The 15934-nt window shown below is 67.0% G+C and carries 11 protein-coding genes and 1 pseudogene; 10 read left to right on the top strand and 2 right to left on the bottom strand.

Going from position 1 to position 15934, the window contains the following annotated elements:
• The first annotated feature begins 219 nt into the window (after window positions 1-219).
• The 5 genes from rplJ to ACF1AG_RS31290 all read left to right on the top strand — a co-directional run bounded on the left by rplJ (window position 220) and on the right by ACF1AG_RS31290 (window position 10026).
• On the top strand, window positions 220-750 hold the full coding sequence (gene rplJ / locus ACF1AG_RS31310; RefSeq protein ID WP_024883173.1) for a 50S ribosomal protein L10: 531 nt from the start codon (window positions 220-222) through the stop codon (window positions 748-750).
• Between the two features lie 114 nt (window positions 751-864).
• The gene (gene rplL, locus ACF1AG_RS31305) at window positions 865-1251 is read left to right on the top strand and encodes a 50S ribosomal protein L7/L12 (protein WP_033272480.1); all 387 of its coding nucleotides are present in this window, start codon (window positions 865-867) and stop codon (window positions 1249-1251) included.
• A 581-nt stretch (window positions 1252-1832) separates the two neighbouring features.
• Window positions 1833-5318 carry a DNA-directed RNA polymerase subunit beta gene (gene rpoB, locus ACF1AG_RS31300; protein WP_387795044.1) on the top strand — a complete coding sequence of 1162 codons (3486 nt, stop codon included), beginning with the start codon at window positions 1833-1835 and terminating at the stop codon, window positions 5316-5318.
• Between the two features lie 94 nt (window positions 5319-5412).
• Window positions 5413-9321, top strand: a complete 3909-nt coding sequence (locus ACF1AG_RS31295; RefSeq protein WP_359599700.1) for a DNA-directed RNA polymerase subunit beta' — start codon at window positions 5413-5415, stop codon at window positions 9319-9321.
• A gap of 174 nt (window positions 9322-9495) precedes the next feature.
• Window positions 9496-10026, top strand: a complete 531-nt coding sequence (locus tag ACF1AG_RS31290; RefSeq protein WP_359599698.1) for a DUF1707 and DUF4190 domain-containing protein — start codon at window positions 9496-9498, stop codon at window positions 10024-10026.
• Between the two features lie 6 nt (window positions 10027-10032).
• On the opposite strand, the gene ACF1AG_RS31285 is transcribed toward ACF1AG_RS31290, so the two are convergent.
• Window positions 10033-10197, bottom strand: coding sequence for a hypothetical protein (locus ACF1AG_RS31285; RefSeq protein WP_359599743.1), 165 nt, complete (start codon window positions 10195-10197; stop codon window positions 10033-10035).
• Window positions 10198-10287: 90 nt separating this feature from the next.
• On the opposite strand from ACF1AG_RS31285, the gene ACF1AG_RS31280 reads away from it, so the two are divergent.
• Window positions 10288-10461 (top strand): hypothetical protein, encoded by a 174-nt coding sequence (locus ACF1AG_RS31280; protein WP_359599742.1) that lies wholly within the window; start codon window positions 10288-10290, stop codon window positions 10459-10461.
• On the opposite strand, the pseudogene ACF1AG_RS31275 reads toward ACF1AG_RS31280, so the two are convergent.
• Window positions 10401-10931, bottom strand: a pseudogene (locus tag ACF1AG_RS31275) (Crp/Fnr family transcriptional regulator); the annotation flags it as partial. The gene ACF1AG_RS31280 and the pseudogene ACF1AG_RS31275 overlap by 61 nt on opposite strands.
• Before the next feature lie 402 nt (window positions 10932-11333).
• Between ACF1AG_RS31275 and rpsL the strand changes: the two are divergent.
• The 4 genes from rpsL to tuf all read left to right on the top strand — a co-directional run bounded on the left by rpsL (window position 11334) and on the right by tuf (window position 15707).
• A complete protein-coding gene (gene rpsL, locus ACF1AG_RS31270; protein WP_003948652.1) occupies window positions 11334-11705 on the top strand; it encodes a 30S ribosomal protein S12 in 372 nt (123 codons plus the stop codon).
• A 2-nt stretch (window positions 11706-11707) separates the two neighbouring features.
• The gene (gene rpsG, locus ACF1AG_RS31265; protein ID WP_003998848.1) at window positions 11708-12178 is read left to right on the top strand and encodes a 30S ribosomal protein S7; all 471 of its coding nucleotides are present in this window, start codon (window positions 11708-11710) and stop codon (window positions 12176-12178) included.
• A gap of 39 nt (window positions 12179-12217) precedes the next feature.
• Window positions 12218-14344, top strand: a complete 2127-nt coding sequence (fusA, locus tag ACF1AG_RS31260) for an elongation factor G (protein WP_058916773.1) — start codon at window positions 12218-12220, stop codon at window positions 14342-14344.
• 169 nt (window positions 14345-14513) lie between these two features.
• A complete protein-coding gene (tuf, locus tag ACF1AG_RS31255) occupies window positions 14514-15707 on the top strand; it encodes an elongation factor Tu (protein WP_048458061.1) in 1194 nt (397 codons plus the stop codon).
• The last annotated feature ends 227 nt before the right edge of the window (window positions 15708-15934 follow it).

Raw genomic sequence — 15934 nt, 5'->3', positions numbered from 1 at the left:
TGCCGTGCGCTCGCAAGAGGGTGCGGTGGCCGAAGGATCCGCTGAACTGCGGACGACCCGCGCAGGTGACAGTGGAAGAGTTCCCGGAAGGCCGCCGCCGCAAGGCGCGGAAATCCGGTTGAGCTTCGCCCCGTGCGCCTGCGCCCGGGGCGTTTCGTTTTCCCCAGTCCTCCTTCGGGTCCGCGCGGTCCGAATCACCCGGAAGGAGGCCGAGGCTCTATGGCGAGGCCCGACAAGGCTGCCGCGGTTGCCGAGCTGACGGACAAGTTCCGCAGCTCCAACGCCGCCGTGCTGACCGAGTACCGCGGTCTCACCGTGGCGCAGCTCAAGACGCTGCGTCGTTCGCTCGGTGAGAACGCCCAGTACGCCGTGGTGAAGAACACGCTGACCAAGATTGCGGCCAACGAGGCCGGGATCACGCTCGACGACCAGCTCTTCGCTGGCCCGACGGCGGTCGCCTTCGTCACCGGTGACCCGGTGGAGTCGGCGAAGGGTCTTCGTGACTTCGCCAAGGAGAACCCGAATCTCGTCATCAAGGGCGGTGTCCTTGACGGCAAGGCGATGTCCGCCGACGAGATCAAGAAGCTCGCGGACCTCGAGTCCCGCGAGGTGCTGCTCTCCAAGCTGGCCGGTGCCTTCAAGGCGAAGCAGTCCCAGGCTGCCTCCGTCTTCCAGGCGCTGCCGTCGAAGCTCGTCCGCACCGTGGACGCGCTCCGTGCCAAGCAGGACGAGCAGGGCGGTGCCGAGTAATTCGGCTCGCTTTCCGGTCCTCGCCGCTTGAGGTGAGGACCGATGCGGGCCCGAGTAACGCCCGCCTCACCCAGTACACCCGGCACCTGCCGATTTAGTGGAAGGACCGCCATCATGGCGAAGCTCACCCAGGACGAGCTGCTGGCCCAGTTCGAGGAGATGACCCTCATCGAGCTCTCCGAGTTCGTGAAGGCCTTCGAGGAGAAGTTCGACGTCACCGCCGCCGCGGCCGCCCCGGTCGTCGTCGCCGGCCAGGGCGGCGGCGCCGCCGCCGAGGCCGTCGAGGAGAAGGACGAGTTCGACGTCGTCCTCACCGGCGCCGGCGACAAGAAGATCCAGGTCATCAAGGTCGTGCGCGAGCTGACCTCCCTGGGTCTGAAGGAGGCCAAGGACCTCGTCGACGGCACCCCGAAGCCGGTCCTCGAGAAGGTCAACAAGGAAGCCGCCGACAAGGCCAAGGAGGCCCTCGAGGGCGCCGGCGCCTCCGTCGAGGTCAAGTAAGACCTTCCGGGTCCGCAGGGATCCGTCACGCGCCTCCAGAGGCGTGTAACGCTCAAGTGCCGACGAGCGATCATCCATCCGGGTGGTCGCTCTTCGGCGTATCGGGGGGTCGGCGGCGACTGCCTTGCACCCGGGACGGCGGGGGGTATGGTGATCTTCGTTGTGCCTCCGAGGGGGCCGCGGAGTGAGCCGGACGGCGGCGGTTCGGGCAAGGGGGGCCCTTGACGAACCGCACGCAGCGCGCAATTCTCAGGACGCGTCGTCACAAGGATCCGAATCCGAGGCATGGATCGACGGCAAAGAGGGCAGTATCACCGTGCGTTGAGGGCAGCGCCTTGCCGCAGGAGTTGATGACAACGAGGGCCAGCAACCGGTCTCGTACACCGCACTGGACATCAGTGTGCCAAGTGGCTACACTGACCCTTTGCGCTGCCTGTTAGCTGTCCCCTGCCCGTCACCAGGGGCATGCCCTCACTCGAGCATGGACGACCGGATCACTTCCGACCTGGAATGTCCGTCTCTGCGCCCAGTGGGGGGCCGGTACGCGCGTAGTGAGTCCGAGCCCTCGGAAGGACCCCCTCTTGGCCGCCTCGCGCAACGCCTCGACCGCGAATACGAACAACGGCGCCAGCACCGCCCCGCTGCGCATCTCCTTTGCAAAGATCAAGGAGCCCCTCGAGGTTCCGAACCTTCTCGCGCTGCAGACCGAGAGCTTTGACTGGCTGCTCGGCAACGACGCGTGGAAGGCTCGCGTCGAGGAGGCTCTCGAGAACGGGCACGACGTCCCCACCAAGTCCGGTCTGGAGGAGATCTTCGAAGAGATCTCCCCGATCGAGGACTTCTCCGGGTCGATGTCGCTGACCTTCCGCGACCACCGCTTCGAGCCGCCGAAGAACTCCATCGACGAGTGCAAGGAGCGCGACTTCACGTACGCCGCCCCGCTCTTCGTCACGGCCGAGTTCACCAACAACGAGACCGGCGAGATCAAGTCCCAGACCGTCTTCATGGGCGACTTCCCGCTCATGACGAACAAGGGCACCTTCGTCATCAACGGCACCGAGCGTGTCGTGGTGTCCCAGCTGGTGCGCTCGCCCGGCGTCTACTTCGACTCCTCCATCGACAAGACGTCCGACAAGGACATCTTCTCCGCCAAGATCATCCCCTCCCGGGGTGCCTGGCTGGAGATGGAGATCGACAAGCGCGACATGGTCGGTGTGCGCATCGACCGCAAGCGCAAGCAGTCCGTCACCGTCCTCCTGAAGGCGCTCGGCTGGACCACCGAGCAGATCCTCGAGGAGTTCGGCGAGTACGAGTCCATGCGCGCCACCCTGGAGAAGGACCACACCCAGGGCCAGGACGACGCGCTGCTCGACATCTACCGCAAGCTGCGTCCGGGCGAGCCCCCCACGCGTGAGGCCGCGCAGACGCTGCTCGAGAACCTCTACTTCAACCCCAAGCGCTACGACCTCGCCAAGGTCGGCCGCTACAAGGTGAACAAGAAGCTCGGCGGCGACCAGCCGCTCGACGCCGGCGTGCTCACCACCGACGACATCATCGCCACCATCAAGTACCTGGTGAAGCTGCACGCCGGTGAGACGGAGACGGTCGGCGAGTCGGGCCGGACGATCATCGTCGAGACCGACGACATCGACCACTTCGGCAACCGCCGCATCCGCAACGTCGGCGAGCTGATCCAGAACCAGGTCCGTACGGGTCTCGCCCGTATGGAGCGCGTCGTGCGCGAGCGCATGACCACCCAGGACGTCGAGGCGATCACGCCGCAGACCCTGATCAACATCCGGCCGGTCGTCGCCTCCATCAAGGAGTTCTTCGGCACCAGCCAGCTGTCCCAGTTCATGGACCAGAACAACCCGCTGTCGGGGCTGACGCACAAGCGTCGTCTGAACGCCCTCGGCCCGGGTGGTCTCTCCCGTGAGCGGGCCGGCTTCGAGGTCCGTGACGTGCACCCCTCGCACTACGGCCGCATGTGCCCGATCGAGACGCCGGAAGGCCCGAACATCGGTCTGATCGGTTCGCTCGCCTCCTACGGGCGGATCAACCCGTTCGGCTTCATCGAGACGCCGTACCGCAAGGCCGTCGACGGACAGGTCACCGACGAGGTGGACTACCTGACCGCCGACGAGGAGGACCGCTTCGTCATCGCGCAGGCCAACGCGCCGCTCAACGACGACATGCGTTTCGCCGAGAACCGCGTCCTGGTCCGCCGCCGCGGCGGCGAGGTCGACTACGTCCCCGGCGACGAGGTCGACTACATGGACGTCTCGCCGCGCCAGATGGTGTCGGTCGCGACCGCCATGATCCCGTTCCTCGAGCACGACGACGCCAACCGTGCCCTCATGGGCGCGAACATGATGCGTCAGGCCGTGCCGCTGATTAAGTCCGAGGCCCCGCTCGTCGGCACCGGCATGGAGTACCGCTCCGCCGTCGACGCCGGTGACGTGGTCAAGGCGGAGAAGGCGGGTGTGGTCCAGGAGGTCTCCGCGGACTACATCACCACGGCCAACGACGACGGCACGTACATCACGTACCGCCTGGCCAAGTTCTCCCGCTCCAACCAGGGCACCTCGGTCAACCAGAAGGTCATCGTCGCCGAGGGCGACCGGATCATCGAGGGCCAGGTCCTCGCCGACGGTCCGGCCACCGAGAACGGCGAGATGGCGCTCGGCAAGAACCTGCTCGTGGCGTTCATGCCGTGGGAGGGTCACAACTACGAGGACGCGATCATCCTGTCGCAGCGCCTCGTGCAGGACGACGTCCTCTCCTCGATCCACATCGAGGAGCACGAGGTCGACGCCCGTGACACCAAGCTCGGCCCCGAGGAGATCACCCGGGACATCCCGAACGTCTCCGAGGAGGTCCTCGCCGACCTCGACGAGCGCGGCATCATCCGGATCGGCGCCGAGGTCATCGCCGGCGACATCCTCGTCGGCAAGGTGACCCCGAAGGGTGAGACCGAGCTGACCCCCGAGGAGCGCCTGCTGCGCGCGATCTTCGGTGAGAAGGCCCGTGAGGTCCGTGACACCTCGCTGAAGGTGCCGCACGGCGAGACCGGCAAGGTCATCGGCGTCCGCGTCTTCGACCGCGAGGAGGGCGACGAGCTTCCCCCCGGTGTCAACCAGCTGGTGCGCGTCTACGTCGCGCAGAAGCGCAAGATCACCGACGGTGACAAGCTCGCCGGCCGTCACGGCAACAAGGGCGTCATCTCCAAGATCCTGCCCATCGAGGACATGCCGTTCCTCGAGGACGGGACCCCGGTCGACATCATCCTCAACCCGCTCGGTGTGCCGTCCCGAATGAACCCGGGACAGGTGCTGGAGATCCACCTCGGCTGGCTCGCCAGCCGCGGCTGGGACGTCTCCGGTCTCGCCGAGGAGTGGGCCGAGCGCCTGCAGGCCATCGGCGCCGACAAGGTGGAGCCCGGCACCAACGTCGCCACCCCGGTGTTCGACGGTGCGCGCGAGGACGAGCTCGCGGGTCTGCTGCAGCACACCATCCCGAACCGCGACGGCGAGCGCATGGTGCTCCCGTCCGGCAAGGCGCGGCTGTTCGACGGCCGCTCGGGTGAGCCGTTCCCGGACCCGATCTCGGTCGGCTACATGTACATCCTGAAGCTGCACCACCTGGTCGACGACAAGCTGCACGCCCGCTCGACCGGTCCGTACTCCATGATCACCCAGCAGCCGCTGGGCGGTAAGGCTCAGTTCGGTGGCCAGCGGTTCGGCGAGATGGAGGTGTGGGCACTCGAGGCGTACGGGGCCGCCTACGCGCTCCAGGAGCTGCTGACCATCAAGTCCGACGACGTCACCGGCCGCGTGAAGGTCTACGAGGCCATCGTCAAGGGCGAGAACATCCCCGAGCCCGGCATCCCCGAGTCCTTCAAGGTCCTCATCAAGGAGATGCAGTCCCTGTGCCTGAACGTGGAGGTGCTGTCCTCGGACGGCATGTCCATCGAGATGCGCGACACCGACGAGGACGTCTTCCGCGCTGCGGAGGAGCTTGGCATCGACCTGTCCCGGCGTGAGCCGAGCAGCGTCGAAGAGGTCTGACGGGAGTTCGGCGGCCTTCCCCGTGAAGGCCGCCGGCCCCAGGACCCCCGTTTCAGACCCCATGACTTACAACCCTGAGAGGGATTGACGCATAGTGCTCGACGTCAACTTCTTCGACGAGCTCCGGATCGGTCTGGCCACCGCTGACGACATCCGTCAGTGGAGCCACGGCGAGGTCAAGAAGCCCGAGACCATCAACTACCGCACCCTCAAGCCCGAAAAGGACGGACTCTTCTGCGAGAAGATCTTCGGCCCGACCCGGGACTGGGAGTGCTACTGCGGCAAGTACAAGCGCGTCCGCTTCAAGGGCATCATCTGTGAGCGCTGTGGCGTCGAGGTCACCCGCGCCAAGGTGCGCCGTGAGCGGATGGGCCACATCGAGCTCGCCGCTCCCGTCACGCACATCTGGTACTTCAAGGGTGTCCCGAGCCGTCTGGGCTACCTGCTCGACCTGGCTCCCAAGGACCTCGAGAAGGTCATCTACTTCGCCGCGTACATGATCACGTACGTGGACGAGGAGCGTCGTACCCGCGACCTGCCGTCGCTGGAGGCCCACGTCTCCGTCGAGCGTCAGCAGATCGAGAACCGCCGGGACGCCGACCTGGAGGCCCGCGCCAAGAAGCTCGAGACCGACCTGGCCGAGCTCGAGGCCGAGGGCGCCAAGGCCGACGTGCGCCGCAAGGTGCGCGAGGGTGCCGAGCGCGAGATGAAGCAGCTGCGTGACCGTGCGCAGCGCGAGATCGACCGCCTCGACGAGGTGTGGAACCGGTTCAAGAACCTCAAGGTCCAGGACCTCGAGGGCGACGAGCTGCTCTACCGCGAGCTGCGTGACCGCTTCGGCACGTACTTCGACGGCTCGATGGGTGCCGCGGCGCTGCAGAAGCGCCTGGAGTCCTTCGACCTCGACGAGGAGGCCGAGAAGCTCCGCGAGATCATCCGCACCGGCAAGGGCCAGAAGAAGACCCGCGCCCTGAAGCGGCTGAAGGTCGTCTCCGCGTTCCTGCAGACGTCCAACAGCCCCAAGGGCATGGTCCTGGACTGCGTCCCGGTCATCCCGCCGGACCTGCGTCCGATGGTGCAGCTGGACGGTGGCCGCTTCGCGACCTCCGACCTGAACGACCTGTACCGCCGTGTCATCAACCGCAACAACCGCCTGAAGCGGCTTCTCGACCTCGGCGCGCCCGAGATCATCGTGAACAACGAGAAGCGCATGCTCCAGGAGGCCGTGGACGCGCTCTTCGACAACGGCCGTCGTGGCCGCCCGGTGACGGGCCCCGGCAACCGTCCGCTGAAGTCGCTGTCCGACATGCTCAAGGGCAAGCAGGGCCGCTTCCGTCAGAACCTGCTCGGCAAGCGAGTCGACTACTCGGCGCGTTCCGTCATCGTCGTCGGCCCGCAGCTCAAGCTGCACCAGTGCGGTCTGCCCAAGGCCATGGCGCTGGAGCTCTTCAAGCCGTTCGTGATGAAGCGCCTGGTCGACCTGAACCACGCGCAGAACATCAAGTCGGCCAAGCGCATGGTCGAGCGCGGCCGCACGGTCGTGTACGACGTGCTGGAAGAGGTCATCGCGGAGCACCCGGTTCTGCTGAACCGTGCGCCCACGCTGCACCGCCTCGGCATCCAGGCCTTCGAGCCGCAGCTGGTCGAGGGCAAGGCCATCCAGATCCACCCGCTCGTCTGCACCGCGTTCAACGCGGACTTCGACGGTGACCAGATGGCCGTCCACCTGCCGCTCTCCGCGGAGGCGCAGGCCGAGGCCCGCATCCTGATGCTGTCCTCGAACAACATCCTCAAGCCGGCCGACGGCCGCCCGGTGACGATGCCGACCCAGGACATGGTCCTCGGTCTGTTCTTCCTCACCACCGACGGCGAGATGCGCGACCTCAAGGGCGAGGGCCGTTCCTTCGCCTCGGTCGCGGAGGCGATCATGGCCTTCGACGCGGGCGAGCTCTCGCTCCAGTCGAAGATCGACATCCGCTTCCCGGTCGGCACCATCCCGCCGCGCGGCTGGACCCCGCCGGTGGGCGAGGACGGCGAGACCGAGGCCGCCGAGTGGCAGCAGGGGGACCCGTTCCGCCTGAACACCACCCTGGGCCGGGCGCTCTTCAACGAGCTGCTGCCCGAGGACTACCCGTTCGTCGACTACGAGGTCGGCAAGAAGCAGCTCTCCGAGATCGTCAACGACCTCGCCGAGCGCTACCCGAAGGTCATCGTGGCGGCGACGCTCGACAACCTGAAGGCGGCCGGCTTCTACTGGGCGACCCGTTCCGGCGTCACCGTGGCCATCTCCGACGTCGTCGTTCCCGAGGCGAAGAAGGAGATCGTCAAGGGCTACGAGGCGCAGGACGAGAAGGTCCAGAAGCAGTACGAGCGCGGTCTGATCACCAAGGACGAGCGCACGCAGGAGCTCATCAACATCTGGACCAAGGCGACCAACGAGGTCGCCGAGGCGATGAACGACAACTTCCCGAAGACCAACCCGATCTTCATGATGGTGAACTCGGGTGCACGAGGCAACATGATGCAGATGCGTCAGATCGCCGGTATGCGTGGTCTGGTGTCGAACGCGAAGAACGAGACGATCCCGCGTCCGATCAAGGCGTCGTTCCGTGAGGGCCTGTCCGTGCTGGAGTACTTCATCTCCACGCACGGTGCCCGTAAGGGTCTGGCGGACACCGCTCTGCGTACCGCCGACTCGGGTTACCTCACCCGTCGTCTGGTCGACGTCTCCCAGGACGTCATCATCCGCGAGGAGGACTGCGGCACCGACCGCGGTCTGCGTCTCAAGATCGCGAGCCGCGACGCGGACGGAGTGCTCCGCAAGGAGGGCGACGTCGAGACGTCCGTGTACGCGCGCTGCCTCGCCGAGGACATCGTCGTCGACGGGCAGGTGCTGGCCCCGGCCGGCACCGACCTGGGCGACGTGCTCATCGAGGAGCTCGTCCAGCGCGGCGTCGAGGAGGTCAAGACCCGCTCGGTCCTGACCTGCGAGTCCGCCGTCGGTACCTGCGCGATGTGCTACGGCCGTTCGCTGGCCACGGGCAAGCTGGTCGACATCGGTGAGGCGGTCGGCATCATCGCCGCCCAGTCCATCGGTGAGCCCGGCACCCAGCTGACGATGCGTACCTTCCACACCGGTGGTGTGGCCGGTGACGACATCACCCAGGGTCTGCCGCGTGTCGTCGAGCTCTTCGAGGCCCGTACCCCGAAGGGTGTCGCCCCGATCTCCGAGGCCTCCGGCCGCGTGCGGATCGAGGAGACGGAGAAGACGAAGAAGCTCGTCGTCACCCCGGACGACGGCAGCGACGAGACGGCGTACCCGATCTCGAAGCGCGCCAAGGTCCTGGTCTCCGAGGGCGACCACGTCGAGGTGGGCCAGCAGCTCACCGTGGGTGCCACCAACCCGCACGACGTGCTGCGCATCCTGGGTCAGCGTGCCGTCCAGGTCCACCTGGTCGGCGAGGTCCAGAAGGTCTACAACTCGCAGGGCGTGTCGATCCACGACAAGCACATCGAGATCATCATCCGGCAGATGCTGCGCCGCGTGACGATCATCGAGTCCGGCGACGCCGAGCTGCTGCCCGGCGAGCTGGTCGAGCGGTCGAAGTTCGAGACCGAGAACCGTCGTGTGGTCCAGGAGGGTGGTCACCCGGCCTCCGGCCGGCCGCAGCTCATGGGTATCACCAAGGCCTCGCTGGCCACGGAGTCCTGGCTGTCGGCGGCGTCCTTCCAGGAGACGACGCGAGTCCTCACGGACGCGGCGATCAACGCCAAGTCCGACTCGCTCATCGGCCTCAAGGAGAACGTCATCATCGGTAAGCTCATCCCGGCCGGTACGGGTCTGTCCCGTTACCGCAACATCCGGGTCGAGCCGACCGAGGAGGCCAAGGCCGCGATGTACTCGGCCGTCGGCTACGACGACATCGACTACTCGCCGTTCGGCACCGGCTCCGGCCAGGCCGTTCCCCTGGAGGACTACGACTACGGTCCGTACAACCAGTAAGCGAGTCGCCTGAACCGAAGGGCGGTCACCCCGAACGGGGTGACCGCCCTTCGGCGTGTGCGCCCGCGGACACGCCCGCGGGTGCGGCCGTGGAACCGCACTGCCCGTGTGCTGCGTGCCAGTGGGTGAAACGCTCATACTGGGACTGTCCGTCCCGGCCCTGGGGAGGCAGCCGTGTCGTATCCGACTCCGTGGCAGGGACCCCCGCTGCCGGGATCCGGCGGCCCGTCGATGCTGGCCTCCCACGCGGAGCGTGAGCGCGCGGTGGACGTGCTGCGCGCGGGGTACGGGGAGGGCCGCCTGGACCACTCGGAGTTCGAGAAGCGGGTGGCGCGCGCCTACTCGGCGCGCACGGTGGGGGAGCTGTCCCTCCTGGTGGCCGACCTGCCGCAGGGCCCGGCGCCCCAGCCGATGACACCCCACGGCCCGGTCCCGCCGGCGTTCCTGCCCCGCCCGCAGCCCCGCACCAACGGCAAGGCGCTGGCGTCCATGGTGTGCGGAATCCTGTGCGTGGCCACGGGCGGCCTCACCGGCCTCCCGGCCGTCGTCCTCGGACACATGGCCCAGTCGGAGATACGCCGCACCGGCGAGACGGGCGACGGCATGGCGCTGACAGGGCTGGTGCTGGGATGGCTGTCGGTGGCGGGGTGGCTGGTCTTCCTGGGGCTGTTCGGGCTGCTGGCTGTGACGGCGACGTCGGGCTGAGCGCCCTCAGCGCGACGGCTGGAGGTACTCCCGCAGGTGGTGCAGCCGGGTGTGGTGGTCGGGGTGGGAGGACAGGAGCCTGCTCGCGGGCGTTGCCTTCGCCTGTTCACCGCCACCCTGCCCGGCCGCTGCGAGCTGCGCCTGCTCCTGCTGGTGCAACTTTTCCAGCACGGCAGCCGGCATCGGGGCGAAACCCGCGCCGCCGCGTGTTGATCGGCTCGTAGCTCGGAGCGGCGGCCGACGGCGGCGAGGGCGTACGGCATGGCCAGGAGCAGCAGCGGCAGACCGTACAGGGTGCCGATGGTGGCGAGGGCGATGCCGCCGACGCAGATGCCGAAGAAGGCCACGCCGATGCAGGAGAACGCCCCCGACACGTCCGCCGTACGGCGACCGTGGCTGCGAGCCGGGTCCAGCAACAGCACGGCGAACCGCTGACGCACGCTCATCGAGGCGAACTCCAGCCGCCGCCTGTCCGCCGCCCTGGTGCGGTCAGCGGTGAGACCGAGGAGCGCGAAGGACACGGCGGGCGACCGGCCCAGGAACTCCTTGAACCGCGCGTGCTCCACGGCCACCGCCCGCACCGGCTCCAGCGCGGTCACCGTCGCCGACCGGGGCCGCCCGGTCAGCGCGGCGGACTCGCCGACCACGTCGCCGGCGCCGCGCAGCGCGAGCAGTGCCTCGTAGCCGTTGGCGGCCGCGGCCGTGACCTTCGTCCACCCCTGGACCAGGAACAGCACGTGGGAGGACGGTTCGCGCTGGTGCAGCAGTACGACGCGCGGCGCGAACCGCAGCTCGCGGCCGAGCCCGAGCAGCGCGGTGCGTTCACCGTTCTCCGGACGCGCCAGTAACGGCACCACCCAGTCCTCCAGGCCGCCGTCGTCCGGACCGTATGACGCCGATGTCATCAGACCGGATCCCCCGTTCATCCGCGGCGGACGGATCAAAGTACTGAGCGCGGGGTGTGTGAAGGGCGCGATCCGGCCAACCCGGAGGACGGGTGGCGTGCCGTGCGAAAGGAACCACGGGTACCGGCCGGGAGAACCACGAGAAGTCGGGCGTGTCGCGTCCCACTCCATTTGTTTTGACCGGAGTCCATGAGCTAGGTACGCTCAGACCTTGTGCCTGGGGTGTGCCCTGGCCTTCGTGCGTGCCATCACACCGCACCGGGGGCTGTGAAACGGCCACCGCGATTCAGCGCTTCCTTCTGCCTTGCGGTGGGAGTCCGCCGGATTCGACACACCCGACCGCGTGGGTCGGAGATGTTCCAGGTTAGCTGTACCCATCGGCACACAGAAACCGGAGAAGTAGTGCCTACGATCCAGCAGCTGGTCCGAAAGGGCCGGCAGGACAAGGTCGAGAAGAACAAGACGCCCGCACTCGAGGGTTCCCCTCAGCGCCGTGGCGTCTGCACGCGTGTGTTCACGACCACCCCGAAGAAGCCGAACTCGGCCCTGCGTAAGGTCGCGCGTGTGCGTCTGACCAGCGGGATCGAGGTCACCGCCTACATTCCGGGTGAGGGACACAACCTGCAGGAGCACTCGATCGTGCTCGTGCGCGGCGGCCGTGTGAAGGACCTGCCGGGTGTTCGCTACAAGATCATCCGCGGCTCGCTCGACACCCAGGGTGTCAAGAACCGCAAGCAGGCTCGCAGCCGTTACGGCGCCAAGAAGGAGAAGTAAGAATGCCTCGTAAGGGCCCCGCCCCGAAGCGCCCGGTCATCATCGACCCGGTTTACGGCTCCCCTCTGGTGACCTCCCTGATCAACAAGGTGCTGCTGAACGGCAAGCGCTCCACCGCCGAGCGCATCGTCTACGGCGCCATGGAGGGCCTGCGCGAGAAGACCGGCAACGACCCGGTCATCACGCTGAAGCGCGCTCTCGAGAACATCAAGCCGACCCTCGAGGTCAAGTCCCGCCGTGTCGGTGGTGCCACCTACCAGGTCCCGGTCGAGGTCAAGCCCGGCCGTGCCAACACGCTGGCGCTGCGCTGGCTGGTCGGTTACTCCCGCGCCCGTCGCGAGAAGACCATGACCGAGCGTCTGCTCAACGAGCTCCTCGACGCCAGCAACGGCCTGGGCGCCGCTGTGAAGAAGCGTGAGGACACGCACAAGATGGCCGAGTCCAACAAGGCCTTCGCGCACTACCGCTGGTAGTCGCAGACCCCATCGAGACCGAGAGAAGACTGAAGCCTTATGGCTACCACTTCGCTTGACCTGGCCAGGGTCCGCAACATCGGGATCATGGCCCACATCGACGCGGGCAAGACGACGACCACCGAGCGGATCCTGTTCTACACCGGCGTTTCCTACAAGATCGGTGAGGTCCACGACGGCGCTGCCACCATGGACTGGATGGAGCAGGAGCAGGAGCGTGGCATCACGATCACCTCTGCTGCCACCACCTGCCACTGGCCGCTGGAAGACGTCGACCACACCATCAACATCATCGACACGCCGGGCCACGTCGACTTCACCGTCGAGGTGGAGCGTTCCCTCCGCGTGCTCGACGGTGCCGTGACGGTGTTCGACGGCGTCGCCGGCGTCGAGCCCCAGTCCGAGACCGTGTGGCGTCAGGCGGACCGCTACGGCGTTCCGCGTATCTGCTTCGTCAACAAGCTCGACCGCACCGGTGCCGAGTTCCACCGCTGCGTCGACATGATCAGCGACCGCCTGGGTGCGCAGCCGCTCGTCATGCAGCTGCCCATCGGTGCCGAGGCCGACTTCCAGGGTGTCGTCGACCTCGTCACGATGAAGGCCTTCGTGTGGTCCGCCGAGGCGGCCAAGGGCGAGATGTACGACATCGTCGACATCCCGGCCACGCACACCGAGGCCGCCGAGGAGTGGCGCGGCAAGCTGCTCGAGGCCGTCGCGGAGAACGACGAAGAGCTGATGGAGCTGTACCTCGAGGGCCAGGAGCCCTCCGTGGAGCAGCTGTACGCGGCGATCCGTCGTATCACCATCGCCTCCGGCAAGGGCGACGGCACCACCGTCACCCCCGTGTTCTGCGGCACCGCGTTCAAGAACAAGGGCGTGCAGCCCCTGCTCGACGCCGTCGTGCGCTACCTGCCCTCCCCCCTGGACGTCGAGGCCATCGAGGGCCACGACCCCAAGGACGCGGAGCAGGTCGTCGCCCGCAAGCCGTCGGACGAGGAGCCCCTCGCCGCGCTCGCGTTCAAGATCATGAGCGACCCGCACCTCGGCAAGCTCACCTTCGTCCGCGTGTACTCCGGCCGTCTGGAGTCCGGCACCCAGGTGCTGAACTCCGTGAAGGGCAAGAAGGAGCGCATCGGCAAGATCTACCGCATGCACGCGAACAAGCGTGAGGAGATCGAGTCGGTGGGCGCCGGTGACATCGTCGCCGTCATGGGTCTGAAGCAGACCACCACCGGTGAGACGCTGTCCGACGACAAGAGCCCGGTCATCCTGGAGTCCATGGACTTCCCGGCGCCGGTCATCCAGGTCGCCATCGAGCCCAAGTCGAAGGGCGACCAGGAGAAGCTCGGCGTCGCGATCCAGCGGCTTGCCGAGGAGGACCCCTCGTTCCAGGTTCACTCGGACGAGGAGACCGGCCAGACCATCATCGGCGGTATGGGCGAGCTGCACCTCGAGGTGCTGGTCGACCGTATGCGCCGTGAGTTCAAGGTCGAGGCCAACGTCGGCAAGCCCCAGGTCGCGTACCGTGAGACGATCCGCAAGACCGTCGAGCGCGTCGACTACACCCACAAGAAGCAGACCGGTGGTACCGGTCAGTTCGCCAAGGTGCAGATCGCGATCGAGCCGATCGAGGGCGGCGACGCCTCGTACGAGTTCGTGAACAAGGTGACCGGTGGCCGCATCCCGAAGGAGTACATCCCTTCGGTGGACGCCGGTGCCCAGGAGGCCATGCAGTTCGGCATCCTGGCCGGCTACGAGATGACGGGCGTCCGCGTCACGCTTCTCGACGGTGGCTACCACGAGGTCGACTCCTCCGAGCTCGCGTTCAAGATCGCCGGTTCGCAGGCCTTCAAGGAGGCCGCGCGCAAGGCCGGCCCTGTGCTGCTCGAGCCGATGATGGCCGTCGAGGTCACCACGCCCGAGGACTACATGGGTGAGGTCATCGGCGACATCAACTCCCGCCGTGGCCAGATCCAGGCCATGGAGGAGCGGGCCGGTGCCCGCGTCGTGAAGGGTCTCGTGCCCCTCTCGGAGATGTTCGGCTACGTCGGCGACCTGCGCAGCAAGACGTCCGGCCGTGCCAGCTACTCCATGCAGTTCGACTCCTACGCCGAGGTTCCGCGGAACGTCGCCGAGGAGATCATCGCGAAGGCCAAGGGCGAATAAGGGGCTCCGTTTAACGGACTCCGTAACAACGCTTTAGGCTTGACCCCGGAGCCTGCAAGTGGTCATTCCACCGTCACCCGGTGGGATGACCCGGGCCCGGGTTTCCCAGCAAAGATCACCTGGCGCCGATGAAGTAAGGCGTACAGAACCACTCCACAGGAGGACCCCAGTGGCGAAGGCGAAGTTCGAGCGGACTAAGCCGCACGTCAACATCGGCACCATCGGTCACATCGACCACGGTAAGACGACCCTCACGGCCGCCATTACCAAGGTGCTGCACGACGCGTACCCGGACCTGAACGAGGCCTCGGCCTTCGACCAGATCGACAAGGCTCCCGAAGAGCGCCAGCGCGGTATCACCATCTCCATCGCGCACGTCGAGTACCAGACGGAGACGCGTCACTACGCCCACGTCGACTGCCCCGGTCACGCGGACTACATCAAGAACATGATCACGGGTGCGGCGCAGATGGACGGCGCCATCCTCGTGGTCGCCGCCACGGACGGCCCGATGCCGCAGACCAAGGAGCACGTGCTCCTGGCCCGCCAGGTCGGCGTTCCCTACATCGTCGTCGCCCTGAACAAGGCCGACATGGTCGACGACGAGGAGATCCTGGAGCTCGTCGAGCTCGAGGTGCGTGAGCTCCTCTCCGAGTACGAGTTCCCGGGCGACGACGTTCCGGTCGTCAAGGTCTCCGCCCTGAAGGCCCTCGAGGGCGACAAGGAGTGGGGCAACTCCGTCCTCGAGCTCATGAACGCCGTCGACACCGCGATTCCGGAGCCGGAGCGCGACGTCGACAAGCCGTTCCTCATGCCGATCGAGGACGTCTTCACGATCACCGGTCGCGGTACGGTCGTCACCGGCCGTATCGAGCGTGGTGTCCTGAAGGTCAACGAGACCGTCGACATCATCGGCATCAAGACCGAGAAGACCACCACCACGGTCACCGGCATCGAGATGTTCCGCAAGCTGCTCGACGAGGGCCAGGCCGGTGAGAACGTCGGTCTGCTGCTCCGCGGCATCAAGCGCGAGGACGTCGAGCGCGGCCAGGTCATCATCAAGCCGGGCTCGGTCACCCCGCACACCGAGTTCGAGGCTCAGGCCTACATTCTGTCGAAGGACGAGGGTGGCCGTCACACCCCGTTCTTCAACAACTACCGCCCGCAGTTCTACTTCCGTACGACGGACGTGACCGGCGTCGTGACCCTCCCCGAGGGCACCGAGATGGTCATGCCGGGTGACAACACCGAGATGAAGGTGGAGCTCATCCAGCCCGTCGCCATGGAGGAGGGCCTGAAGTTCGCCATCCGTGAGGGTGGCCGGACCGTGGGCGCCGGCCAGGTCACCAAGATCGTCAAGTGACGTTCTGACCTGGTAGCTCCTGCTGCGAGCACCTGAAGGGGCCCGCACGACTTCGGTCGTGCGGGCCCTTTCGCTTGGGCGGGAGCTCGTGATCTCGGGAGCGCGGGAGCGTCAACGCGTGCCGGTCGGTTCGCTCGGTCGCGTGAACGCTGCCGCATATCCGCCTGGCGTATGGCGGACAGGCGGTGCTGGTGAGCGGCTGACCGCATACGGCCGTTTCGCGACCG

This window comes from Streptomyces sp. NPDC014764 (assembly GCF_043082785.1).
In the GTDB taxonomy this organism is placed as follows: domain Bacteria; phylum Actinomycetota; class Actinomycetes; order Streptomycetales; family Streptomycetaceae; genus Streptomyces; species Streptomyces althioticus.
The sequence above is the reverse complement of the archived record's forward strand: the minus strand, read 5'-3'. Positions and strand labels throughout refer to the sequence as shown.